Raw genomic sequence first — 20,853 nt, 5'->3', positions numbered from 1 at the left:
TGCCGCTCAGTTCGCGACGTACCCCGTCGGCGTCGTCACGTTGGCCTTCGCCACCGACGCGTTATTCGACACCACGTACACCGGCGCTTCCGTCAGGTTCAGCGTGAGCGTGCCGTTGCTGTAGTTCACAGTGGAAGCATTGCCCATCATGTCGACCACCTGAACGGTGCCGCTCGTGCCGGGCGCATCCACGGCGAGGCTGTACGGCACGCTGTAGCTCGAGCTGAAGCCCGCACTGGCGTTCCACACATTGTTGTTGTGCGTCCAGAGCGCAGTGATCACGGCGCCGTTGTTGAGCTGCTGGAACGCGTACGCATACACGCCAGACGGTGTGCCGTTCACAGGACCCAGCGTGTTGGTGCCATCCAGGACATGCGTGAGCGCGCTGACCGCCATCGCCGCCGGTTTCGGGCTGATGTTAGTGGCGCCGAACGCACCGAGCGCGTCGGAGAGATCGAAGAACGTGCCGTAGCCCACGTCACCCGGATAATCCGCGCCGTAGAACACGTAGGTTTGATCCACGCCTTCACCCAGCATGATGATGTGCGTGCGCGCGACCACGGCGGCCTGTGCGAACAGCACGTTGCCGGTGGGATAGTTCGCGCTATACGACGTACCGAGGTCGTAGCTGATGCCCACTTCGGTCTGGAACAGCTTCATACCCGGACGATAGTCCTTCACCATCTCCGTACGCAGCAGGCGCAGTTCGTTCATCAGCGCGTTGGCGGCGTTGGCCGGATCGGGATCGGTAGCGAGGCGCTCAGGCGGATGCGACGGCGACGTGCCCGCATCGTAGTAGCCGTGCGTCGAAATACCGTCGACGTAGTTGCCAAAGCCCAGCGACGCGATGCGTTGCAGACGGGTCGTGGTGAGCGAAGGGAATGCATCGGTCGGACCCATCACGACAGCGTGCGGATCGGTGGCGTGAATGCCCTGATACACGGCTTGATACAACGACACGAAGTTAGCGTCCGAATCGGCCCAGAACTCGTTCGGCTCCCACGTGACCTGATAGTAGTTATTCGATTGAGTCGGAAAGTACGTTGTCCGAATCGTATTCGATTCCGTACCCACGCGGCTCATGTAGCTCTGATAGTACGAGAGGCTGGTGGGCAGATTGGTGTCGTCCTGGAACGCGCCAGTCGGGCTCGCCCACGCGGGAATGCCATCCAGACGAATCAGACGCATCACCTTGCCCGACGTATAGAACGGATCGAGATTGTTGGCGGTGGGGTTGAACGTGTTGGGGCCGTTGGGCTCCATCGAGGACAGTTGCCGGTTGTCGATGGTCGACGAAATGCCCAGGTCCGCGAGCAGCGGACCGTTGTCGTTTTCGCCTTGCATGCCGAAGCGGTGCTGGTCCTGATGCGCGTATGTGACCGCCGGCACGACGCCGGACAGATTCGGCAGCACGCCAAACGTGTCGATGCCGGCCGGGCGTGTACCGTCTTCAGGCAGCGTGCCGCCGTTTGCCGCCAGCGTGCCGGTCGCGGCGAAATAGCCTGCCAGCGTCGACGTACAGTTGAGCGTCGTGGCCACTGCGCCGTTCGCCACCGGGAAGGTGCCGCTCGCCGCCACGTTGCCGAGCTGGTCGCTCACGGCCCAGTTGAGTTTGTCGGCGGAGGGTGCGTTGGTGGTGAAGACCAGCTGGAACGTGCTGCCCGAAGCGAACATGCGGGTGGCGTCGGCGCTGGGCGTATCGGCGGAAATGAGCGGACCACCCGAGGCCGCGCTCGACGCGTTCGGCGACGTGCAGCTCATCGTGCCCGTGGCGTGCGCGGTGGTCGCGCCGCTGGCTGTGGAGCCGCCGCCATTGCCGCTGATGTTGGCGGTGCTGGTGCCGCTCGCGGTCGAACCACCGCTGCCACTGCTGCCGCCGGTGCCATTGCTGCTGCTGTTGCCATTGCCGGCGCTCGCGGCAGACGCGCCGCTGGCGCTGCTGGCGGCGCTTGCATTGCCGGTCGTGGACGCATTGCCGCTCGTTCCTCCACTACCACCACCGCCGCAGCCGGCCAGAATCAATAACAGGGAGGAAAGCAGTAACGGTTGATATTTCATCGGTAAGGCGAAAAAGTATGAACATTCGTCCGACCTCGCCATGACGTTGTTGCCGTCGTGACATCAGGCATCGCTGCACAGACCGAATGTGGGGTTTGACTTTCAGATAGCGGTGCGCGGCTTGGAACTTCGCGCGGTGCGTATCCAGAGCGTGGCCGTCAGCGGGACGAAGGTTGCCGGGCAATCAGCCTGCTTGCGCACCCGTCCATGTGACGGTGAAACGTTTGCGGCGCGTTGCGGCGGCAGCGCGAGTGCACCCGCATGGCGCGGAGTGCGATGAGCGCAGAATTGACCTTCGTGTGGCAATCACGCGGTGATTGCGCGCGGCTCGCAGGAGATCACTTTTTCCGATCTTCGAACGGTCGTTTCGCTAAGGCCGGGTGAATCCTACCGAATCTGATTTATTAGGTCTGCAGAAAAGACGTAACCACGTGTAACGTATGAACAAACAAAACTAAGGGTTTGCGAGCATACGTTTTGTCGTATGAAAAGGGCTTCTTTCGCGCTAGATTGGGTTCCACGCCCGTGGCTCGTAGGCCCTGCAAAAATTAAAATGCATGCCTAAATAATTCAGGTCGGGATTCATCATATTTCAGCCGGCTTTCATGGGGCGCGATGGTTTTTAAGGGGCGCGAGCGCCGCAGCCTCCAATCAACGCAAAGGACGCGCACTTATGGCTAACTGGACCACCAACGACATCCCGCCCCAAAACGGACGGCTGGTCGTCATTACTGGCGCGACGGGTGGCCTCGGCTATGAAACCGCGTTGGTGCTGGCTGCCGCGGGCGCCAACGTCGTGCTGACTGGCCGCAACGAAATCAAAGGCAATGCGGCGCTAGCGGCGATTCGCGCCAGATATCCGCAAGCGTTGCTCAGTTATCAGCATCTCGATCTGTCGAGCCTTGCTTCAGTGCAGGAATTCTCTGAGCGCTTTACGCGTGAGCATGGCGCGCTCGACCTGCTCATCAACAACGCCGGTGTGATGATGCCGCCGCAGCGCAAGGAAACCGTGGACGGTTTCGAATTGCAGTTCGGCACCAACTACCTCGGGCACTTTGCGCTCACTGCGCGGTTGCTGCCTTTGCTTCGCAACGCCAGCGCTCCGCGTGTCGTCAGTTTGAGCAGCATCGCGCACAAGGTGCGGGCCGCGATTCACTTCGACGATCTGCAATGGACGCGCCGTTATGACCCGTGGACCGCCTACGCACAATCGAAGCTGGCCATGCTGATGTTCGCGCTTGAACTGCAGCGCCGCAGCGACGCCGATGGATGGGGACTCCTCAGCAGTGCCGCGCACCCGGGGTTCGCGCGCACCGATCTGATCGCCAATGGCCCAGGCGAGCATTCGTTGGCCAATGTCGTGGGCCGCTGGACGGTGCAGCCGTTGTTGAGCCAGTCGGCGGCGGCTGGTGCGCTACCTACGTTGTTTGCCGCTACCGCGCCGAACACGCAACCCGGCGGCTATTACGGTCCAAAAGGTCTATTCGAAACGAAAGGTGCCGTCGGCGAAGCGGCCATCGCGCCGCGTGCGCGGGACGCGGCAGTGGCAAAGCGACTGTGGGACGTATCGGAAGCGTTGACGCGCGTGAACTGGCCACACACCGAACCTGAGCATCTGTCGTGAGGGGCACACAAGCACGCGGTACTCACGCCAGCCGTTGAGGCAGTGCATATAGTGAGCAACCAACGCAGCATTTACCCGCGCAATTGCACCTGCACACGTGTATGGGCGGCCCATTCGCGCCGTGGTCTGGTACCCTAGCGCTTCTCGAAGCGTAGGTTTTGCCGGATCGCTGATCCAGCGCGGTGCGCTTCCTGGCTTCGGCCACTTCCGCTTCTTTCACAACGCGCGTTGGCCAACGCGCATTTAGAACCCGCCAGCCGATGGTGACGCGCCGCCCTAACGTCGTAATTGTGATCAGCTTCATGCTCGCCTGCGCGATCGCGGCGATAGCAGTGTGGGTGCTGGCGCAAATGCGCGACGATGCCCTGCGACGCGCGCAGGATTCTGTTTTCAACGTCACGCTGCTGGTCGAACGAGATGTCTCGCGCAATCTCGAACTCTACGATCTCTCCTTGCGCGCAGTGATCCAGGGGCTGCAACAGCCTGGCGTCATGGCGTTGCCGCCGGCCATCCGGCAGATGGTTTTGTTCGACGGCTCCGCCAGCGCCAAAGACATGGGCTCGATGCTCGTGCTCGATGCTGCGGGCAACGCCATCTACGATTCGCAATCGCAGATACCGCGCAAGATCAACGGCGCTGACCGCGATTACTTCATTGCGCAGCGCAACTCGCCCAACGTGGGTTTGTACATCAGCCGTCCTTTCATGCCGCGTTCGAGCGGCGGCGGGGTGAGCATCGCCTTGAGCCGCCGCCTCTCGAATCCGGACGGCAGCTTTGTCGGCGTGGTGGTGGGCACATTGCGGCTGACGTACTTCAGCCGTCTGTTTGCCGGCATGAATCTCGGCAACAGTGGCTCAATGGCCCTGATGCTGAGCGACGGCACCATGTTGATGCGGCGCCCGTACGATCCGAAGGTTATCGGCATCAACCTGACGGGTACGCCCAACTTCGAGCGCTTTACCCAGGCGGATAGCGGTGACTTCTTCGGCACCGCGGCCATTGACGGCGTCGAGCGCTGGTACGCGTTCCAGCACATCGAAGGCTTCCCGCTGCTGGTCGACGTTGCCGTCTCGACGCGCGACATTTACGCCAACTGGCGGCATCGCGCGTGGATCATTGGTTCGCTGATCGCCGCGCTCGATGTGGCCATCATCGCGCTCGCGCTGCTGTTCTCGGAACAGCTGAAGCGGCGACTGGAAGTGGAGGAGGCGCTGCGCGTGCTCGCCCGTACCGACGGGCTGACGGGCCTGAATAACCGCCGCACCTTCGAGGAATACGCCGAGCGTGAGTGGCTGGTCACGAAGCGCACGGGACGGCCGCTGTCCATGCTGCTGATCGACGTGGACAACTTCAAGGGCTTTAACGACCTGTACGGACACTCCGCCGGCGATGACGCGCTGATGGCCGTGGCGCGCTGCATCGAAGGCAACGTCCGGCGTCCGGGTGACGTTTCCGCGCGCTACGGCGGCGAGGAATTCGCGGTGCTGCTGCCCGACACCAATGAAATTGGCGCGGCGTTGATCGCCGAACGCATGCGCGCCGCGGTGGAGGCCATGCAGATGCGCCATGTCGCCAGCGCGCATCACGTGCTGACCATCAGCGTGGGCATTGCGAGTACCGCAATTCACCGGTTCACCAACTACCGTGCGTTCGTCAACGCCGCGGATACCGCGCTCTACGAGGCCAAGGACGCGGGCCGCAATCGCATTCTCTGCTACCCGGTTCCGGCGCGCGCCGACACGCCGGGGCTCGTCGCGCAACCCACACGGTAGCGCTCATTGCAGCGGGGTCGAGCCGCTGCGTATCACCACTTGTTTCCCCCTTGCTTGAGAGCCACGTCCGCCGCGACGGCCTGGCCGGACGGCGCTTGTCTGGCCGCCTTTGGCCGGGCCCGTTTGTGCGCGTTCGCGCTTGCCGCGTGCCGAGGTGCAATCAAATTTTACCCGGATAGTATTGCATTCTAATTTTACCCGGATATAATTCGATCAAACCAGACCAACGGAGTGGCGCGAATGCACCATCAAACGAACTCATGTATTGCCTTCGAAGGTACCCGCCGCATTGCGCAGGGTCACGCGAAGGAGGTGGCATTGGCCGTCAAGCAAGTCATCGAGCGCGGCGAGCAGGCGCCGGTGCTGATCTTCGATGCACTCACGAGCCAGCCCATCGAATTCGACTTGCGCGGCACGGCAGAGGATGTCGCCGCGCGGCTAGACAATGAAGCCGCGCCCCGAGCGGAAGAATACGCCGGCGCTGACGAAGCCAGCCCACGCGGACGTGGCCGTCCGAAACTCGGCGTGGTGGCGCGCGAAGTGACCTTGCTTCCGCGTCATTGGGACTGGTTGAATGGACAATCAGGCGGTGCATCGGTTGCTTTGCGCAAGCTGGTGGAGGCAGCTCGCCTCGCGGGCGACGGCAAGGACCGCGTGCGTCAGGCGCAGGAAGCGGCGTATCGTTTCATGACCGCGCTCGCCGGCAATCTGCCCGCTTATGAAGAGGCGACGCGCGCGCTGTATGCGGGTGATCGGGCGCGCTTCGAAGCGTCGATTGCGCAGTGGCCCGCAGACGTCGAGGCGCACGCAGCGACGCTGGCGGCCAACGCATTTGACGCGCCGGTCTAACAGCCGCAACCAGCCCGAACGTGGTCACGCACCCAGACGCGCGGGCAAAAAAAAACCGCTCACGCGGGGAGCGTGAGCGGAAAGTCGGAGAGTTACAACATCGCATGCGCAATACATGGGGTCACGCAGCCTTTGAAGTGTAACGAGCGCCTTATGTCCCTTGAATCGGACAAGTCCCAATCCCCGTGCGGCTGAGCGAGTTGTGCGCATCAGCGGTCTCTCCTGACCTGTCTTGCCCGTCGCCGTGAGCCGGGTGTATCGAACATCCTGATCATCCGTTGCGTGCATCAGATTTGCCGCAGCGCTTCCACGACGATGCTTGTCAGCGCCAGGCGCTCTCCGTACACTCGCGCCTAATTTAAACCAGGCGTTCGACAAGATGCGTGGGGACCGCCGCCAATGCGTACCGCGAGGTACTCACAGCGCTCTCCGCACGCGATAAAACACGCCGATAGAGGAGAACCCCCGTCATGGCCGATTCCTACTTCCCCCGCTGGCGCAGCCAGCCGAGCGCTGCCGAGGGCCGCGTCGTCAACACCGATGAACGGCTTGCATGGCCGCAGATGTTCGCAATGGGCATCCAGCACGTGGTGGCCATGTTCGGCTCGACCGTGCTCGCGCCGCTGCTGATGGGCTTCGATCCGAACCTGTGCATCTTCATGTCGGGCATCGGCACCTTGCTGTTCTTCCTGGTGGTGGGCGGCCGCGTGCCGAGCTACCTCGGCTCGAGCTTCTCGTTCATTGGCCTCGTGATCGCCGTGACGGGCTATGCCGGCCACGGTCCCAATCTGAATATCCCGGTGGCGCTCGGCGGGATCGTCGCGTGCGGCGTGGTCTACGCCGTCATCGGGCTGATCGTTTCGGCGGTTGGCACGAAGTGGATCGAAACGTTGATGCCGCCGGTCGTCACCGGCGCGATCGTCTGCGTGATCGGTCTGAACCTCGCGCCGATCGCAGTGCGCGGCGTGAGCGGCAGCAACTTCGATTCGTGGATGGCGCTCGTCACCGTGCTGTGCGTCGCCGCCGTCGCGGTGTTTGCGCGCGGCATGCTGCAACGTCTGCTGATTCTGGTGGGTCTGCTGATCGCGTACGTGATCTACGCCGTCGTCACCAACGGCATGGGCATGGGCAAGCCGATCGACTTTTCGATCGTCGCCAACGCCGCATGGTTTGGGTTGCCGCATTTCATGGCGCCGGTCTTCAATCCGCAGGCTATGGCTCTGCTCGCGCCAATCGCGGTGATTCTCGTCGCTGAGAATCTTGGCCACATCAAGGCCGTGAGCGCGATGACCGGCCAGAATCTGGACGGCTACGTGGGCCGCGCGTTCCTCGGTGACGGCCTCGCCACGATCCTGTCCGGCTTCGCGGGCGGCACGGGTGTCACGACGTACGCGGAAAACATCGGCGTGATGGCCGTGACCAAGATCTACTCGACGCTGGTGTTCGTGATCGCCGCGCTGATCGCGCTGGTGCTGGGCTTCTCGCCGAAGTTCGGCGCGGTCATCCAGACCATTCCTGGTCCGGTATTGGGCGGTGTGTCGATCGTCGTATTCGGTTTGATCGCAGTGACGGGCGCGCGCATCTGGGTCGTCAACAAAGTGGACTTCTCGGACAATCGCAATCTGATCGTCGCGGCCGTCACACTGGTGCTCGGCGCGGGAGACTTCTCGCTGAAACTGGGCGGCTTTGGACTCGGCGGCATCGGCACCGCCACGTTCGGCGCGATCATCCTGTACGCGTTGCTGCGTCGCAAGCCGGCTCAACAACCGGCGGTCTGATTGCATCGTTCAGCGTGTCGACAGATGCGCTGAACGGAGCGGCCTTCATCACACACTCTCACACGCGCGCGTTGCCGCGCGTGACCAGCGCCGTCTCCGACAGATCCACTTCCCGCATCAACTTGCTGAGCGTTTCGTCGTTGATTTTCTGCGTATTGCGCAGCGACACCAGTACCGCGCGCTCGGCCCGCATCGCCGCCAGCTTCATCTGGAATTCGAGCGCCTCCGCGCGGCGCGCCTGCTCGCGCGGCTCGTTCACCTCGTCGAGGATGGCGAGGCGGCGTCGATAGATATCCATCACGCGCGCTGTTACATCCGTTGCATAGGCGGAGGCGGATTCGTCGAGATCGGCGGTGGCCGTTTCGTGCATCTGGTCGATGGCGCGAATCGCTGCCTGAGCGGCGAGCATGCGCGCGAGCCGTTCCTCGGCTGCGTGCGGATCGCGACCACGGCGCCAGCCGCGCAGCAACAGCGGCAATCCCACTACCGCGATCACTAGCGACAGCAAAATCACGCCCGACGCGATGAAGATCGCGAGGTCGCGTCCCGGCAACGGTTCACCGTTGGGCAATGTTTCCGGCAGCGACAGAATGCCGGCCATGGTCACCGCGCCGCGCACGCCCGCGATGGTCGTGACCGACACGGTACGCAGCCCGGGCACCGCGCTCGTGAGCCCCTGCTTCGCCGCGCCACGGCTCGCGTACCAGCGCAGCAGCCAGACCCACACGAAACGCAGCGCATACAGCGCCAGCGCCACGGCGGCGATATAGCCGATCAGCCGCGCCATCTGCTCGTTGCTCGTCTCGTGCGCGTCGATCAGCGCGCGGCCGAGAATATGCGGAAACTGCAACCCGAGCAGGATGAACACCATGCCGTTGAAGACGAATTCGATCATCGTCCACGTGCTGTTCGCCCGCACGCGCGAGGCCACCGGGCCCATGCTCGCGATACTGGTGTAGTTCATCATCATGCCGGCGGAGACGGCGGCGAGAATGCCGGACCAGCCGAAGTGCTCGGCGAACAGATACGCCGCGAAGGGAATCAGTAGCGTCATCACGACGCCGGGCGCCGGATCGCCCTCGTCGTTGACGTTCAGAAAGCGCGCCGACACCACGCTGAAGAACCAGCTCACGGCCGCGCCCGTCACCAGTCCGCCAATGGCGATGATCACGAAGCTGATCGACGCATCACGCAGCGAAAACACACCCGTCAACGCGGCGGCGATGGCGAACTTCAGCGCTACGAGGCCCGACGCATCGTTCATCAGCGCCTCGCCTTCGAGGATATGCATGAGGTTGGGTGGAATCTTGCCCTTGCCGGCGATGCCCGTCAGCGCGACCGCGTCAGTGGGCGACAGCACCGCCGCGAGCGCGAAGGCGACTGGCAACGAGGTGGCGGGCGCCAGCAGGTGGATGAAGTAGCCCACCGCCACCACCGTCATGAAAACGAGCCCAAGCGCCAGCAGCAGAATCGCGCGGCGCGCCATGAAGAATTCGCGCTTCGGGATGCGCCATCCGTCCGCGAACAGCAGCGGCGGAATAAAGAGCATCATGAAGATTTCCGGATTGAACGTGACATGCAGACCGAGCCTTGGCCACGCGAGCAGGGCGCCCAAAGCGATTTGCACGAGCGGCAGCGGCAGTGCAAACGGCAGCACGCGCGTGCCGATGCCGGAGAGCGCCACGGCCAGCAGGAGAATCAGGACGGTGAAGACTATTTCCATCTGGCTCGTCTTTGAAAAGCGGCATGCCGGGGCAGTGCGGGATGGTTAGCCCGATTGCCGACGTCCCGGCATGTCCTGGGAAGTTTGAGGCCATTTAGGGCTGTTTAGGGCAGCAGCCAGGAAGTTTAGCCTGAGGGATGGCAGGCTGTCGTGAGCCTTACATAGTGGGCGCGCGCGCCTCGCCACCTCAGCGCGCTGAGATCGGCGCGCGCACCGTCACGGTGCGTCGTGCGCCCTGAGGCGACGCAAGACGCTTTTGTCGGTGCAATGGGAGATGCAAATTTCGTTTGAACGTGCGCCAGCGTGCGCACGGAGCTTGCTTAACCGGTAAGTAAGACGCACATTTTGAGAATGGCGCCGTGATCGTTCGCCTTCGCGATTGGACCGGCCCAGCTCTCGCGTGAGAGGGATGCATGACGATTGCGCAACACGAAAGAACGGCCGCCGCACCGCCGCACGGCTTCGAAGTCAGCGTGACTTCGGGGCTGGAGCGCTACTCCGTGCGCCACGGCGAACTGGAACTCACGAGCGTGTTCCAGCCCATCTTCAGCCTGTCACATATGCGGGCGGTCGGCTACGAGGGATTGCTGCGCGCCCATGATGCGCTCGACCGGCCGGTATCGCCGCTCGACGTGTTCGGCCAGGCCGCGCGCGGCGGCGACGTCCTGCAGGTGGATCGTCTCGCCCAGGCGCTACATCTTGAGAACTTCAAGGTGCTCGGCGCGGAGAAGGAGTGGCTGTTTCTGAACGTCCATCCGGGTGCATTGACAGACCCGTATCACGCCGCCGCGTTGCTCGCGAATCTGCGGCGGCTGAACATGTCGCCGCGCCGCATCGTGCTCGAAGTGCTGGAGCAGCGTGCCGAAGACCTGGAGCGGCTCGCCGACGCCGTGCGCCGCTTCCGCGAACTCGGTTTCCTGATCGCGCTGGATGATTTCGGTGCGGGGCATTCCAACGTCGAACGCATCTGGCAACTCAATCCTGACATCGTGAAGCTCGATCGCATCATGCTCTCGCATGCCGCGCATCGTGCGGATATGGCGACCATCCTGCCGGGTCTCGTTTCGTTGCTGCACGAAGCGGGCAAACTGGTGTTGATCGAAGGTGTCGAGACCGAACATGAAGCGCAGATGGCGCTCGCCTGCGACGCCGATTTCGTGCAGGGCTTTTTCTTCGGCCGGCCCAGTCCCGCCTCGGCGGATAGCGCGCAGGCCGTGACCTGCATCAGCGAAGTCACTGAGCGTTACCGCAATCAGGCCGAGGCGCGCGAGCGCCGCAACGCCACCCGCCTCGCGCCGTATATCCGCGCCTTCGAACGCGCCGCGGAACGGCTCGCCGCCGGCGAAGCGCTCGACGAAGTGTGCTGGAATTTCCTCGCGCTCGATCACGCCGCGCGCTGCTTCCTGCTGGATGCGAAAGGTCGTCAGGCGGGCCGCAATGTCGTGTTGCGCGCCGATCGCGCGTCGCACGAAACACGCTTCTTGCCGCTCGCGGATGCGCAAGGCGCGAACTGGCTGCGTCGTCCGTATTTCCGCGCGGCGATCAACGCGCCGGAACGGGTGCACGTGACGCGGCCGTATCTGTCGATCAACGAGGCGTTGCCGTGCGTGACGCTTTCCGTGGTGACGCAGGTGGGAGGGCAAACGTGCGTGCTGTGCGGCGATATCGACTGGGTGGAGGAAGAGCGCGTTTGAGTTTTCGTTGAGCGATCACCCGTCGCTACCTTGCCTTCTTGAGCGATGATGTCGGTCGTTACGACATCTTCGTTCGAGCGCCATGTCCCGATCATCTGTGTTGCTGGAAGTCATCGCCACCACCGTCGCCGATGCGCGGCTCGCCGTGCAGGCGGGAGCGGACCGCCTGGAGTTGATCACGGCGATGGGCGAGGGCGGCCTGACGCCGAGCGTTGGGATGATCGAAGCGGTGGTCGCAGCCGTTGAGCGCCCCGTCAACGTGATCGTGCGTCCGCATAGCCGCTCTTTCATCTACGACGCCGACGACTACACCGTCATGCTGCGTGACGTGCGCACAGCCAAAGCAGCGGGCGCGCAGGGCGTGGTGATCGGCATGCTGACGCCCGACGCGCAAATTGACACTGACGGGCTAGCGCGCGCCATCGAGGCGGCGGACGGTTTGCCCATCACCTTCCATCGCGCCTTCGACGAAGTGCTCGACCAACGGCGCGCGCTCGATGCGCTGCTGCGTTTCAACGCGGTGACGAATGTGCTGACCTCCGGCGGCGAGCCGTCAGTGCTCATGGCCGAAGCGACCATTCGCGCGCTGGTGAAGCAGGCAGAAGGTTCGCACTGCACGGTACTCGCGGGTGCGGGCTTGACGGTCGAGGCCGTACGCGGATTCGTTCAGGCAACCCAGGTAAGAGCCGTGCACTTTGGATCTGGCGTGCGGGTGGATGGCAACGGCATGGCGCCGGTCGACCCGCACCGGGTCGCGCAGGTGCGGGCGCTGCTGGACGAAGCGTAGATAAACCCGCGGCTGCCACAACCGCCACGGCGAACCTGAACTCGCCGAGAACTCAGCGAGCGGCCGCGCGCGACGCCGTCAAACCGGATTCGCCGCCGTGAACGTCTTGAACGCCGAGTAGGCCAGCGTTTTGGTGGCGCCATCCGTGCCGATCAGGCCGAAATCGTCGCTCGACGCCGCACTGATCATCTCGTACATCATGATGGACTCGAGGTTGTATTGCGCCCGCACGGCGTGATACTCGTTCAACACGCCGGTCACGTACGACGCTCTGCCCGCCATCGTGTCGGAGGGGATGAAGCCCCACTCGGTCAACCAGATCGGCAAGCCAAACGATTGCGTCAGAATCTCGAGAACATTGATGTTGGCGAAGGCGCCCGCGTACCGGATGTCGCCCGAGCTTTCGTACCAGTGATACATCGTGACGTCCCAGCGCACCGGCGTCGCACCGGTCACACCGGTCGACGAACCGTCGGGTGTCACGCCATTCCACAGCATTTGCAATGCCGTGTAGGCGAGCGGAATGCCCACGTTCACGCCGCATTTGATGGTCGGGTCCACCGCCTTCACGCCGTCGATCATGCCGCGAATCACGCCGCGATACGCGGGCCAGTAAGCGGGGTTGTAGTCGGACGGTGAATTGCCTGGGCCGTTGATGAGACCGTTGGCATCCAGCTCGTTGCCGCATTCCACGTGCTGCACGATACCCTTGAGCGGCGTGATCACGGAGACAGCGAGTTGATAGCCGAGGTTGTACGCGTCGCTCTCCGTGCCCGCCTGATTGAAATACACGGGGACGATGCACGGCAGCAGCGAGACACCACTGTTCGCAAACACGCCCGTCATGATGCTGGCGAGCAGTTGCGAGTCGTTGGGGTTATAGATGTCCGCGCGGTAGTTGGTCGCGCCGAGGTCCTGCAACAAGGCCAGTTGCTCGGCCGGCGTGACGGTCGCATAGACGCCCGAGGTGTACGCCATGTGACCGTTCATGCCGTAGAAGAGGGACGGCGTGGTGCTGCTGCCCGAGGTGCCGGAGTTGCCGGAAGAACTCGAACTGCTGGAAGTGCCCGAGGTGCCCGAGGTGTTCGAAGAACCCGAGTTGCCGGAAGTACCAGAAGTGCTGGACGTGCTCGAAGAACCAGAGACGCCCGATGTTCCAGACGTGCCCGACGTCCCCGCAGTACCGGACGTATTCGTCAAACCCGTGGTCCCTGACGTCACGCTGGCGCTTTGCGTACCGCTGCTTCCCGTAGTGGCATCGCTGCTCGTGACGCTGCTGCTGGTACTGATGCTGGTGCTCGCCGTCGTGGTGTCGGCGTTGGTGGTCGTTCCGGACCCCGAACTGTTTGCACTCGTCGGGCTGCCGTCCGCGCCGCTACCTCCGCCGCCGCCGCCTCCGCAAGCCGCGAGCGCAATTCCTCCAGCACTCGCCAGCAATCCGCTCAAGAACCGGCGGCGCGAAGTCGGAACGCTGGTGAAGCTGGGGCACGGCTCGACAGCGCGCGGCAACAGAGGCGCGGCATCGTTTCGAATCGCGATGCGGGTATCCCGTGACATCGTTTAGGCATCCTTAGACTAACTGAGCGTGCGACAGGCGTGCGTCGGCATTCAGGTAAGAACGGGTAAGGAATGACGTCGTGGCAGGTTCGCGGTGTGATGGCGATATCGACAGGTCGTATGCCCTTGTGTGGGGCTACGGCATGCGCGGATGCATGCGAGGCGTCGTACCGCCGATGGCCATGCTTCACGTTGGCCGGCGTCGTTCCGTTGATGCCTCTTTAACGGCAGATTCGCCCATGGCTTGAGTAAAAAGCTGATACGCAGATCAAACTAATCGGGCGCAACGAACCCGGATGCTGAAACCGGAAAAATTTGCTTGATAAAAAGAATGCGGGGCAGCCGTGATGTCGGCTGCCCCGCATGAGCGTTCGATTTTTCGCGCGCAGCGCAACCTGCGCTGCGCGCAGTCTGTTACTTCGCGACGACCACCGGAATGCCGCGCAGGCTCCCCGCGCCTTTGACTTCATCCAGTGCCTGTTTGACCGCCGTGCTGGTGGCGGCTTCTATCTGCAGTCGCGCCGCCAGTTCGCGCTCGCTGCGCTTCACGCCCGCCAGATTCGCCAGCTTCACATGACCATAGCCGCGCACCTTCGCATGCAGATCGGCGAGCTTGATTACCTCGTCGAAGTTGTCCGCATCGAGCTTCGCCAACGCGCGTTGCAGTGTGGTCTCGTAGTCGTCGGCAAGCGCGCGCTCCATCCTGCGTTCGAGCGTGCGTCCAAACGGATCGAGCATCGTGCCGCGCAGCGCGCGGAATTTCGCGAGCGTGCCGAGCACCGGCCACATCCACTGACCGAAGGTTTTCTTGACGGGCGTTGCGCCGTGTTTGGGACGCGACAACGTGGGCGGCGCGAGATTGAACGAGATGCCGAAGTCCTTGCCCGCCACGCCTTCGAACTGCGCTTCGAGCGCCGCACGAAACGCGCTGTCCGTATGCAGGCGCGCCACTTCGTATTCATCCTTCACAGCCAGCAGCCGATAGAACGTCGTCGCCACCGCCCGCGCGAGGCGTTCATCTGCGCCACCGCTTTGGCCCGCAAGGTTGGCTGCGGCACGCCGGGCGGCGTCCACCAGCGCGCGATAACGCGTCACATAGCGCTCGCCGCCATATGTGGCGAGTCGGCCTTCGCGATGCGCGATCAGTTCGTCCAGGGTGTCGACGCGAATCGCTGTCTGCTGCGTGTGACGTGCTTGCCACAGCGCTTCGAGCGCAGCCGGATCGGCGGCGGCCAGACGACCCACCGAGAACGCCAGTTGATTCATCTGCACCGCTACGTTGTTCAACTCGATTGCGCGCATCATCGCGGCGAACGACACCGGCACCAGACCGAGTTGCCACGCAAAGCCGAGCATCAGGATATTCGCGCCGATCGTATCGCCGAGAAAACGTGTGGCGAGCGCTTGCGCATCGCAGGAGGACATCCGTTCCGCGCCAGCCGCGTGACGCATCTTGTCCAGCAGCGCGTCCGCGTGCAGATTCGCGTCCGGGTTTTGCACGAAAGTCGCGTTCGGAATGGCATGCGTGTTGACGACGATGCGCGTGCGGCCATGACGCACCGTCTGCAACGCGTCGGAACTCGCGCCCACCACCATGTCGCACGCAAGCAGCACATCCGCCTGTTGCGTGTCGATGCGCACCTGATTCAGCCATTCGTCACGCGCGGCAAAACGCACGAACGACAACACCGAGCCGCCCTTCTGCGCGAAGCCCATGAAGTCGAGCACCGAGGCGCTCTTGCCTTCCAGATGCGCGGCCATGCTGATCAACGCACCCACCGTGACCACGCCCGTTCCGCCCACGCCGGTGACGAGAATGTCGTACGGGGCGGCGTCGAGTTGTGTGGCGGGCAGCGGCAACGCATCGACACGCGCGGCCAGTGCCGCCGCGTCGAATGCAGCGCCAGCGGCTTTCTTCAGCTTGCCGCCCGCAACCGTCACGAAGCTCGGACAAAAGCCATTCACGCAAGAAAAGTCCTTGTTGCAGGAGGACTGGTCGATGCGACGCTTGCGACCCAACGCCGTTTCAACCGGCTCGACGGACAGACAATTCGATTGCACGCCGCAATCGCCGCATCCTTCGCACACTTCTTCGTTGATGAAGAGGCGCTTGTCGGGGTCGGGAAACTCGCCTTTCTTGCGACGACGGCGCTTTTCGGCCGCACAGGTCTGATCGTAGATCAGCACGGTGACGCCGTCGGTATCGCGCAACTGACGCTGCACGGTATCGAGTTCGCTGCGGTGATGGAACGTCGTGCCTTGCGGAAACTGGCCGTGATGGCCGTCGTATTTTTCAGGCTCGTCGCTCACCACGACGAAGCGCGAAACGCCTTCCGCTTCCACTTGCCGCGCAATCTGCGGCACGGAGATGCTGCCGTCGACCGGTTGCCCACCTGTCATCGCCACCGCATCGTTGTAGAGGATCTTGTAGGTGATGGTCGCTTTGGCAGCGACCGCCTGGCGGATCGCCAGAATGCCCGAGTGAAAGTAGGTGCCGTCGCCGAGATTCTGGAACACGTGGCGGGTCTTCGTGAACATCGAATGCGATGCCCAGTCCACGCCTTCGCCGCCCATCTGGATCAGGCCCGTGGTGTCACGCTCCATCCACGAGGCCATGAAGTGGCAACCAATGCCCGCTTGGGCGATGGAACCCTCAGGCACTTTCGTCGAAGTGTTGTGCGGGCAGCCCGAGCAGAAATACGGCGTGCGCTTGACGGCATCCGCTTCGTTCGAGAGGATTTGCGGCGCCACCAGATCGACCACGCGTTCGCGGCGATCGAGCGCGGGTTTGTGCCGCGCGAGCCACTCTGCAAACACCGGCAGGATGCGCGAGGGTCGCAGCTCACCGAGCGCGGACAGCAGCAGCGAGCCATCCTGTGCGTGCTTGCCAATCACAACCGGCCGCGCGCCGTCCTGCCGGTTGTACAGATAGTCCTTGATCTGCTGTTCGATGACCGGGCCTTTTTCCTCGATCACGAGCACTTCGGAGAGGCCGGCGACGAACGCGTCGATACGCTTCATTTCCAGCGGAAAAGACAGCCCCACCTTGTAGATGCGCACGCCAGCTGCGTCGAGATCGCGCACGGTCAGATCGAGGCGGCGCAGTGCTTCCATCAGATCCAGATGTGCCTTGCCGCACGTGACGATGCCGACGTTCGCATGCGGACTCGGCGCAACCCATTTGTCGATGCTGTTCACGCGCGCGAAGTGACGCACGGCGTCGAGCTTGGCGGCGAGCCGTGCCTCGATGGTGAGACTCGGCAGATCGGGCCAGCGATTGTGCAAACCGCCCGCCGGCACTGTGAAATCCTGCGGCGCTTCCCATTGTGTCTGCAAGGCATCGAGGTCCACCGTCGAACCCGATTCCACTGTCTCCGAGATCGCCTTGTAGCCCACCCACGCACCCGAGAAGCGCGACAACGCCCAGCCGTACAGCCCGAACTCCAGCATGTCCGCGACATTCGACGGATTCACCACCGGCATGTGCCACGCCATCATCGCAAAGTCGCTCTGATGCGGCATCGACGACGACACGCAGCCGTGATCGTCACCGGCCACCACCAGCACGCCACCGTGCGGCGACGAGCCATACGCATTGCCGTGCTTGAGCGCATCGCCCGCGCGGTCCACGCCGGGGCCCTTGCCGTACCACATCGCAAAGACGCCTTCGACCGTCCGCTCCGGGTCCGATTCCACGCGTTGCGTGCCGAGCACGGCGGTGCCGCCCAGTTCCTCGTTGATGGCGGGCAGGAAGCGGATGTCGCTGGCTGTTAGCAACTTTTTGGCCTTCCACAATTGCTGGTCGACCATGCCGAGCGGCGAACCGCGATAGCCGCTGATAAAGCCAGCGGTGTTCATGTCGCGCTGCTTGTCTAGCGCACGCTGCATCAGGGCAAGCCGAACCAGTGCCTGCGTGCCGGTGAGGAAGATGCGGCCGCGGGTGGCGCTGAGGTTATCCGATAGCTGATAGTCGGCGAGGGCGGGCGTGCCTTCAAAGGGCAAGCGGGCTGTCATGGGCGAGTCTCCGTTTTTATGTGTTCGTGTTTTCGCGCGATGCAAGGTGGGGACCGGGCTGCGGGAAAGGTGAGGCCCGCACGGCAACGCGTCGAAACAGACTCTATTTTTTAGCGCCAATCAGAGTAGATTTTTGCTACTTCGCGGCTTTGTTTGCGTAGAAAAGCGAAGAGCTGCGCGAATTCGCCCGTTTTTGAGGGAGATTTTCGTGAGTGCCTGCACAACGCCCCCGGCGGCGTGGCGCTGACGGTGCCCTGCACGCCTCGGCTAAGACCTCAAGGCGCTGACGTCGTGCTGCGCGGTTTGACGGCTTCGGACGCAGGCAAAGGCGCCAGTGGCACGACGTCGTCGAAAGACGCGTAATCGACGTGGGTCACGCCGTCCTCTTCGTGGATCAGGTCCACGTAGGCGTGCTGCCAGCGGATGTCCGCCGCATGCCAGGCGTTGCGCGCCTGCATGGTTTGCGCGGTGGTCTCGTCGGAGCCTTCGATGGTGAGCAACAAGGAAGCGCCGCTGGCGGCGAGTGTCTCGGCGGTTTCACCGAACAGCGGACTGCTCTCGTCGATCACGTGCATCATGATCCAGCTCAGCAGAAACATGGGCTGCTGGTCGCGCACCAGCTTCAGGTCGTAGATTTTGAGCGACGTGTAGCCTTCCACCGTGGTTTCCCTGCGCATCATGCGCATCTTGGCGTGGGCTTCGGCGATCACGTTTTGCCGCGCATTGGCAGCGCGTACTGCGAGCGTCATGCGGCCTTCGAGCGGGCGCACGATGGCATTACGGGCAAACATGATCTTGGCGCGCGGCCGCGAGAAGCGCGCGAAGATCAGCCCGGTCGCCAACGCGATCCCCGACATGCCGACGAAGATTTCGAGCGTCGCGATCAAATGACCGTATAAGGTTTGCGGATGCATGTCGCCATAACCGACCGTGGCGAGCGTTTCGACGCTGAAGAAAAACGCGCCGGTAAAGCCCTTCGGAAACTGGTTGGCGATCGGCGCCGTGCCGAGCATATACAGCGTCGCAAAAGCGGTGTTGAGCAACAGGAACAACACCGCAAGCGCAACGAAGAACATCGGCCAGCGCACCACCAGCGCACGGTGATACAAGTCCTGCCAGAGGCGTGTGGAGATGCCATGCACGTACACCACGCGCGAGTTCAGCTCCACGCGGTGACCGCGCCGGTTTGCGTATTTTTCTTGTGAGCCGCTGGCCTCGGTTTTGGCCGTCATGCGTCCGGACGTCTTGATTGCCATTGCGCGGTGATGAGCGTGAAAACGCGCAAAGCGTAGCACGCCGCTCGCGTTAAGCGAGGGCTGCGTTTTGCGGAATCAAACGGTCTTGACGAATTTAGCCGGGTCCGACGGTCAGCGTGAATCTGGATTACGGAAACGTGCGCGGCTTCGGTATGCCGGCACCGTGTTCGATGTCCGACACGGCCTGACGATGCGCGGCTTCAATGGCTTCGGTTTCGTTCGCGAATCCCGCGTCACCGCCCACCGTGGTCCAGACTTGAACCGCGTGGTCGCGATGACGGATTTCGTACTCGGCGTCCCAGCGCGCGCCTTGCAGTTCGAGCGGGCGTACGTGAATTGCGTACACGCCGTAGAGGAAGAGCTGATCGACCATCTTGGCCTCCTGCCGGTTGTGACGGAAGGCGCCGCTTTGGCGGAAAGACACCAGTGCACACCGGCGCACGCGGCGCGGCCCACCTAGAATTCGATTTCGCCGAGGATACGGTGGGCAAGCGCTTTCGCTTCTTCAAGCGCTTCTTCCTCGGTGGTGGAGGTGGCCTCGACTTCGTAGGCTGTGTTCTCCAGTTCGCCGCCCTCGTCGCGCGCCAGTACGACGACGCCCCGGTACTGACCGCCCTCTGCGGACACCACTGAAGCGGTGGCCGTGTAGAGTCCTTTGGTATAGGTGACGTCCTCCATGGTGCCTCTCCTTCAAGGGGGAGATTCCATCCTAGCACGCCGTTTTTCGACTCACCGGGTGGCGCTCCGGGGGCGTCTGCGCGTTTGGCCAAAGCCTGCGCAGACTGCCCCCTCACGCGTTATTACAGCAAGACCGGGGCCCGCTGCGCTCAGCCTTCCAGCAGCGCCACCACTTCGTCGAGCGACGGCGAATGCGCGCCGGTGTGACGGCACGCAGCGGCGCCTGCGGCCAGCGCAAACGCAAGATGCTCGCCCCACGTACGCTGCGATGCGGTCATCAGACTGAACAGCAAACCGCCAATGGATGCGTCGCCGGCGCCCACCGTATCGGCCACTTCGACACGCGGCGGCGCGGCTTCGATCACCTGATCGCCGTCGATCAAGGTGGCCTTCTCCGAACCGCGCGTCACCAGCACCGTGGCGGTCGGATTCATGGCGCGCAACTGCGCCAGTGCGTCGGCCTCATTGGTCTTGAAGAGCAGTTGCAGGTCTTCGTCGGATACCTTGATCAGGTCGGCGAGCGCAGCCATCTTGCGCAGCGTCGGCTCGTAACCGTGCGCCATCAAATTGCGGTAATTCGGGTCGAAGCTGATCTTCACGCCGCGTTCGCGCAGATCGGCGGCGAGCTTCGCGAGCGTGTCGCCGAGCGGCTGACGCACGAGGCTGATACAGCCGAAATGCGCCCACCGCACCTGGTTCATCCAGCCTTCGGGCAGCTTGCTCGGATCGAAGGCCAGATCGGCGCCGTTCTCACCCATGAAGAAGTACGCGGGCGGATGCGTCTGATGAACGATGGCCAGCAGCGGCGGACGCTCCACGCGTTGCATGAAGCGCATGTCGAGACCCGCCGCGATGCTCGCGTTCCAGAGGTCGTCGGAGAAATTGTCGGTGCCGAGCGAGCCTGCGCAGGCTGTGGGCAGGCCGAGACGCGCAACCGCGCGCGCCACGTTCCAGCCGGCGCCGCCCGGATGCGAGAGCCATTGCGAGTCGCCGGCGCGCACGAGGTCGGTGAGGATGTCGCCGGCCGAAACGAAGAGGGGGAATTCAGTGGTCGCGTTCATGG

16 protein-coding genes are annotated in these 20,853 nt (G+C 63.2%); 8 read left to right on the top strand and 8 right to left on the bottom strand.

The window, feature by feature from the left end:
* Positions 1–6: 6 nt before the first annotated feature.
* Complete coding sequence (locus D0B32_RS13835) at positions 7–1,674, bottom strand: hypothetical protein (protein ID WP_117334543.1); 1,668 nt, start codon at positions 1,672–1,674, stop codon at positions 7–9.
* Here D0B32_RS13835 and D0B32_RS32910 point away from each other — a divergent pair.
* From D0B32_RS32910 to D0B32_RS13810, 5 genes are all read left to right on the top strand, one after another.
* On the top strand, positions 1,634–2,050 hold the full coding sequence (locus D0B32_RS32910; protein ID WP_147329524.1) for a hypothetical protein: 417 nt from the start codon (positions 1,634–1,636) through the stop codon (positions 2,048–2,050). The two genes, D0B32_RS13835 and D0B32_RS32910, sit on opposite strands and share 41 nt — an antisense overlap.
* 681 nt (positions 2,051–2,731) lie before the next feature.
* Positions 2,732–3,682: an SDR family oxidoreductase gene (locus D0B32_RS13825; protein WP_117334541.1), complete on the top strand. Its 951-nt coding sequence runs from the start codon at positions 2,732–2,734 to the stop codon at positions 3,680–3,682.
* A gap of 260 nt (positions 3,683–3,942) precedes the next feature.
* Positions 3,943–5,454, top strand: a complete 1,512-nt coding sequence (locus tag D0B32_RS13820) for a sensor domain-containing diguanylate cyclase (protein ID WP_117334540.1) — start codon at positions 3,943–3,945, stop codon at positions 5,452–5,454.
* 240 nt (positions 5,455–5,694) lie between these two features.
* Complete coding sequence (locus D0B32_RS13815) at positions 5,695–6,303, top strand: DUF2239 family protein (RefSeq protein ID WP_117334539.1); 609 nt, start codon at positions 5,695–5,697, stop codon at positions 6,301–6,303.
* A 470-nt stretch (positions 6,304–6,773) separates the two neighbouring features.
* Positions 6,774–8,081, top strand: coding sequence for a solute carrier family 23 protein (locus D0B32_RS13810; protein WP_117334538.1), 1,308 nt, complete (start codon positions 6,774–6,776; stop codon positions 8,079–8,081).
* A gap of 58 nt (positions 8,082–8,139) precedes the next feature.
* Here D0B32_RS13810 and D0B32_RS13805 read toward each other — a convergent pair whose 3' ends face one another.
* Complete coding sequence (locus D0B32_RS13805) at positions 8,140–9,804, bottom strand: Na+/H+ antiporter (RefSeq protein ID WP_117334537.1); 1,665 nt, start codon at positions 9,802–9,804, stop codon at positions 8,140–8,142.
* Between the two features lie 413 nt (positions 9,805–10,217).
* Here D0B32_RS13805 and D0B32_RS13800 point away from each other — a divergent pair, with 413 nt between their 5' ends.
* Positions 10,218–11,498, top strand: a complete 1,281-nt coding sequence (locus D0B32_RS13800) for an EAL domain-containing protein (protein ID WP_117334536.1) — start codon at positions 10,218–10,220, stop codon at positions 11,496–11,498.
* 82 nt (positions 11,499–11,580) lie between these two features.
* Positions 11,581–12,285, top strand: coding sequence for a copper homeostasis protein CutC (locus tag D0B32_RS13795; RefSeq protein ID WP_117334535.1), 705 nt, complete (start codon positions 11,581–11,583; stop codon positions 12,283–12,285).
* A gap of 78 nt (positions 12,286–12,363) precedes the next feature.
* On the opposite strand, the gene D0B32_RS13790 is transcribed toward D0B32_RS13795, so the two are convergent.
* Positions 12,364–13,263 (bottom strand): lipopolysaccharide biosynthesis protein, encoded by a 900-nt coding sequence (locus D0B32_RS13790; protein WP_117334534.1) that lies wholly within the window; start codon positions 13,261–13,263, stop codon positions 12,364–12,366.
* Positions 13,264–13,294: 31 nt separating this feature from the next.
* On the opposite strand from D0B32_RS13790, the gene D0B32_RS13785 reads away from it, so the two are divergent.
* Positions 13,295–13,849: a hypothetical protein gene (locus D0B32_RS13785; protein WP_117334533.1), complete on the top strand. Its 555-nt coding sequence runs from the start codon at positions 13,295–13,297 to the stop codon at positions 13,847–13,849.
* A 407-nt stretch (positions 13,850–14,256) separates the two neighbouring features.
* Here D0B32_RS13785 and D0B32_RS13780 read toward each other — a convergent pair whose 3' ends face one another.
* The 5 genes from D0B32_RS13780 to D0B32_RS13760 all read right to left on the bottom strand — a co-directional run bounded on the left by D0B32_RS13780 (position 14,257) and on the right by D0B32_RS13760 (position 20,851).
* Entirely contained in the window at positions 14,257–17,856 is a 3,600-nt protein-coding gene (locus D0B32_RS13780; protein WP_117334532.1) for an indolepyruvate ferredoxin oxidoreductase family protein, read from the bottom strand.
* 275 nt (positions 17,857–18,131) lie between these two features.
* Positions 18,132–19,112, bottom strand: coding sequence for an ion channel (locus D0B32_RS13775; protein ID WP_117334531.1), 981 nt, complete (start codon positions 19,110–19,112; stop codon positions 18,132–18,134).
* Between the two features lie 127 nt (positions 19,113–19,239).
* Positions 19,240–19,485 (bottom strand): hypothetical protein, encoded by a 246-nt coding sequence (locus D0B32_RS13770; RefSeq protein ID WP_117334530.1) that lies wholly within the window; start codon positions 19,483–19,485, stop codon positions 19,240–19,242.
* 83 nt (positions 19,486–19,568) lie between these two features.
* Complete coding sequence (locus D0B32_RS13765; RefSeq protein WP_117334529.1) at positions 19,569–19,790, bottom strand: hypothetical protein; 222 nt, start codon at positions 19,788–19,790, stop codon at positions 19,569–19,571.
* 149 nt (positions 19,791–19,939) lie between these two features.
* Positions 19,940–20,851 carry a carbohydrate kinase gene (locus D0B32_RS13760; protein ID WP_117334851.1) on the bottom strand — a complete coding sequence of 304 codons (912 nt, stop codon included), beginning with the start codon at positions 20,849–20,851 and terminating at the stop codon, positions 19,940–19,942.
* Between the last annotated feature and the right edge of the window lie 2 nt (positions 20,852–20,853).

The organism is Paraburkholderia sp. DHOC27 (genome assembly GCF_003429005.1).
Lineage (GTDB): Bacteria > Pseudomonadota > Gammaproteobacteria > Burkholderiales > Burkholderiaceae > Paraburkholderia.
Note: the sequence above shows the minus strand (reverse complement) of the source record. Positions and strands in the feature narration are given on the sequence as shown.